General features: G+C 60.3%; 4 protein-coding genes. 1 reads left to right on the top strand and 3 read right to left on the bottom strand.

Going from position 1 to position 3387, the window contains the following annotated elements; translation table 11 throughout:
- Positions 1–165: 165 nt before the first annotated feature.
- Positions 166–1119: an NmrA/HSCARG family protein gene (locus tag ACRCSW_RS22200; RefSeq protein WP_438707830.1), complete on the bottom strand. Its 954-nt coding sequence runs from the start codon at positions 1117–1119 to the stop codon at positions 166–168.
- A 188-nt stretch (positions 1120–1307) separates the two neighbouring features.
- Between ACRCSW_RS22200 and ACRCSW_RS22205 the strand changes: the two genes are divergently transcribed.
- The gene (locus ACRCSW_RS22205; RefSeq protein ID WP_438707831.1) at positions 1308–2222 is read left to right on the top strand and encodes a LysR family transcriptional regulator; all 915 of its coding nucleotides are present in this window, start codon (positions 1308–1310) and stop codon (positions 2220–2222) included.
- Between the two features lie 364 nt (positions 2223–2586).
- On the opposite strand, the gene ACRCSW_RS22210 is transcribed toward ACRCSW_RS22205, so the two are convergent.
- Positions 2587–2970, bottom strand: a complete 384-nt coding sequence (locus tag ACRCSW_RS22210; RefSeq protein ID WP_438707832.1) for a DUF1801 domain-containing protein — start codon at positions 2968–2970, stop codon at positions 2587–2589.
- Complete coding sequence (locus tag ACRCSW_RS22215; RefSeq protein WP_438707833.1) at positions 2967–3263, bottom strand: hypothetical protein; 297 nt, start codon at positions 3261–3263, stop codon at positions 2967–2969. Before ACRCSW_RS22215 ends, ACRCSW_RS22210 begins: the two co-directional genes overlap by 4 nt.
- Positions 3264–3387 lie beyond the last annotated feature (124 nt).

Here is a 3387-nt window from a genome sequence, read left to right on the forward strand (position 1 = left end):
ACGGAAAGAGATGCGGCTTACCATTGACCCACCAGGTTGCGTCTTCCGTCATGGCATCGATCATGCCATCGGCATTCGATGTCTTGAAGTTGCCAAGAAATTCGCGCACGACTTGCTTGTTGTCTTTGATGCTCATATCATTCTCACCATCGCTGCGGGGCTGAATCAAAGACCGAACTGCGTTTTGTTACCACGCCAACCGGTCGATTTCAGGAACTGCACCCAGGACAGCGTTTCCGGATTCAAGCGACGGCTCCATTCCAGGTCTTTGTCAGCGTTGAAGTATCCGTATTCGACCGCAAACTCGACCATCCCGATAAGCTCATCGACAAGCAGCTCGTTGGCGGCGAACCCGGGAAAGTACCTCAGCAACTCTTCGCGCTTGTATGCGCTGCGGTATTCCGTCTTGATCCCGGTCACGCGCTGGAAGGTTTCAACCATCTCCCTTGGGGAAATGATGTCGCCAACGATCGGCAGCGTCTTACCTTTGAAGCTCTCCGGATCTGACAATACGGATAGAACGGCCGGTCCCGTTGCCGTCGTAGGATCGACGAACGGTGCTCGGAAGTCCTCCGGAAGGTAGATCGGCATGAGAAGCGTGTCGCCATCCATCTGCGGAACGTAATACTCGAGAAGGTTCGTGTAGAAAAAAGCGAGCGAGACAAACGAGTGCGTTACCGGCAGGGTGCTGATGTAATCGGCGACCCGAGCTTTGTCAGTAAAGTGGGGCGTGAACTTCTTTCCGCCGGATATCTTGTCGACATTCTCCAGGGTCGAGAAGACGATGTGACGCACTCCGGCTTCAACGGCCGCATCGGCAAGCTGTTTGCCGAGGGCAAATTCAGCGTTGTCCTGCGGCAGAAGCTGAGGCGTCATCAGATACGCGCCATCAGCGCCTGTGAAGGCAGCAACAAGTTCCTTCTGATGGCCAGGGCCGAGCGGTGCGACCACAATCTCTGCGCCGAGAGCAGCGAGGCCGCGCGCTTCTTCAGACTCGCGGTTCCGGGTCAGCGCGCGGACCCTGTATCGATTGCTTTTGAGAAGTGTCGAGGCCACGCTGCGGCCTTGCTTGCTGGTCGCGCCAACGACCGAGATGATTGGCCTTTGTTCGGTAGACATTCTGAACATCCTTTGAGGTGAAGCAGCTGGAACAGGCGCTCCGCTAAGACCGGCGATAACGGTTCGGCATGACGGCGATGATCATCTGGACCACCATTGCTGCGGATAGTACGAACATGGCGCAATGCGGTTCGGGAAAGTATGGGTTCAGGATTGATAGCACTGCCAAGTATCACTTACTAATAGGCATGACCGACCTTCGCCTGATCTACTGTTTCATCCAGTCCGCACGGCAGGGCAGCTTCACGGCTGCGGCCAAGGTCCTCGGCATCTCGCCAGCCGCCGTCAGCCAGAACATCCGCGCCCTCGAAGATGAGCTTCAAACCCGCCTCTTCACCCGCACCACCCGGCAGATAAAGCTGACACCGGAAGGGGCGCGGTTCTTGCAGCGCTGCGCACCGGCGGTGGAGGCGCTGGCGCAGGCCGTGGACGAAGTGCAAGAGGGTCGCGATGCGCTGACCGGGCGGCTCCGGATCACCTCAACCACCCAGTTCGGTCGCCGTTATCTTCTGCCCGAGGTCGTTGCGTTCCAAGCCGCGCACCCGGGCTTGGAGATCGAACTCCATTTCAGTGACAGTTTCGTCGATCTGGTTGCCAACGATTTTGATCTGGCAATCCGGATCGGTATCCTGCCAGAGAACGAGTACATCGCACGTCTGCTCTTGCCGATCACACCCCTGATCGTCGCGGCCCCGTCCTATCTCGTCGAGCACGGGGCCCCGGCAACGCTGGATGACCTCGCACAACACTGCCTGATCGGGTTCCGCGCCATGGACAGCCACAGGGTCTTCGACTGGGAGATTCAGGGACCGGATGGGCGACGCAGCCTGGCGATCTCACCAACCCTTATCATGAACGATCCCGAAGCGATCGGAGAGGCAACGGCTGCAGGCGCCGGCATCGCCCAGGTCGGCACCAACGTCTGCCTGCCACTGATCCGCGAGGGTCGCCTGGTCGTTCTCTTCCCCGAAACTGCGGTCTCCTCGCGAGGCGTCTATGCTGTCTGGCCGACCCGACGCTATGTCCCGGCCAAGTTGCAGGCCTTTATCCGGCACCTGACAGCTACGTTCAGCGAACGCGCCGATCTGGTCTGGCGCCCCTAGGCTTAGCAGGCTTCCACCCAGCCCGAGGTGGACGATGCGCAATCTATGCCGACGCCGACTTACAATGCGTATCTGCGGCTCTGCGAAACGACTTCTGCCGTCGCTGGCAGCGCGAATGGCCGGTTTGGGGAAGCCGCACTGCAGCATCTCATCGGTACCGAAAGGCGGGTTTGGGCCGCGAGTTCTTGCGCCCCTCAGCCGCAGTCCGCTGGACTGCGCCGCCCGCCGCTCAGGGTGTTCGAGTCCTGTGCGGTCAGTCCGTAACATGGACCTGAATGTCCGGATCGTTTGGGGAGCGCCGCAAGTCTGCTTTTGCTTACAAGACCATGCAAAGCGGACATCATCGCTTTGCAGAGGATTAGCACTAGCCCGGCTTGCCGCCTGCAAGGTTCAGCGCCGCGGCTTCGCTGACAAGGGCGGCAAGTGCAGCCTCGTCGAGCGCGTCGGCCTCCTTGAAATCGATCGCGCGGCGGACGCCGTCGGCGGGCACATTGAACAAGCCTTGTGCGTCTTTCAGATCGCGCCCGCGCATGAAGGTGAGCTTGACCTTGTCCTTGTAGCTTTCGCCCGTGCAGACAATGCCGTTCTGAGACCAGGTTGGCACGCCGAGCGGGTTCGACGCCTTGCGCCACTTGATCTCCTCGACAACGCCGGGCGCAGCGTCGTTGATCGTTCGGCGGATGCGGGCAAGCAGCGCGCCGCGCCAGTCGCCGAGGCTCTCGATCTTCTCGCCGACAGGATCACTCATTGGTTTGTTCCTTTCGATTTGGCGCGACGCGCGCGTACCTGTCCGACCCACGATGAGACCAGCATTGTCAGCCCGGTGATCATGAGAAAAAGCAGCGGTGGAAGCGGGGCGTAAGTGATCCAGGCTGGCGGCGGCCCCCAAGGCATCACCGCGAAGTTGGCGGCGACGGTAAGCGTGAAGATCATCGCCACCCAGCGATGGACGAGCCGAGCGCGCCCACCCTTGGCCATTGAGACCGCTTGCGAGGTCGATGACGCTTTGGCTGGGTGCTGCGAATAAAACGCGGCGTTCATGACCGGGCCTCGATCAGTTTCCACCCGTTTCCGGAAGGATCGCGAAAGCTTGCATCAACGCTACCGAAGCGCGCGACCGGTTCCTGCGTGAACTCCACTCCCGCGGCCGAGAAGCGCTCATGGG

The sequence above is a fragment of the Tabrizicola sp. genome (assembly GCF_051645465.1).
GTDB lineage: Bacteria > Pseudomonadota > Alphaproteobacteria > Rhodobacterales > Rhodobacteraceae > Tabrizicola.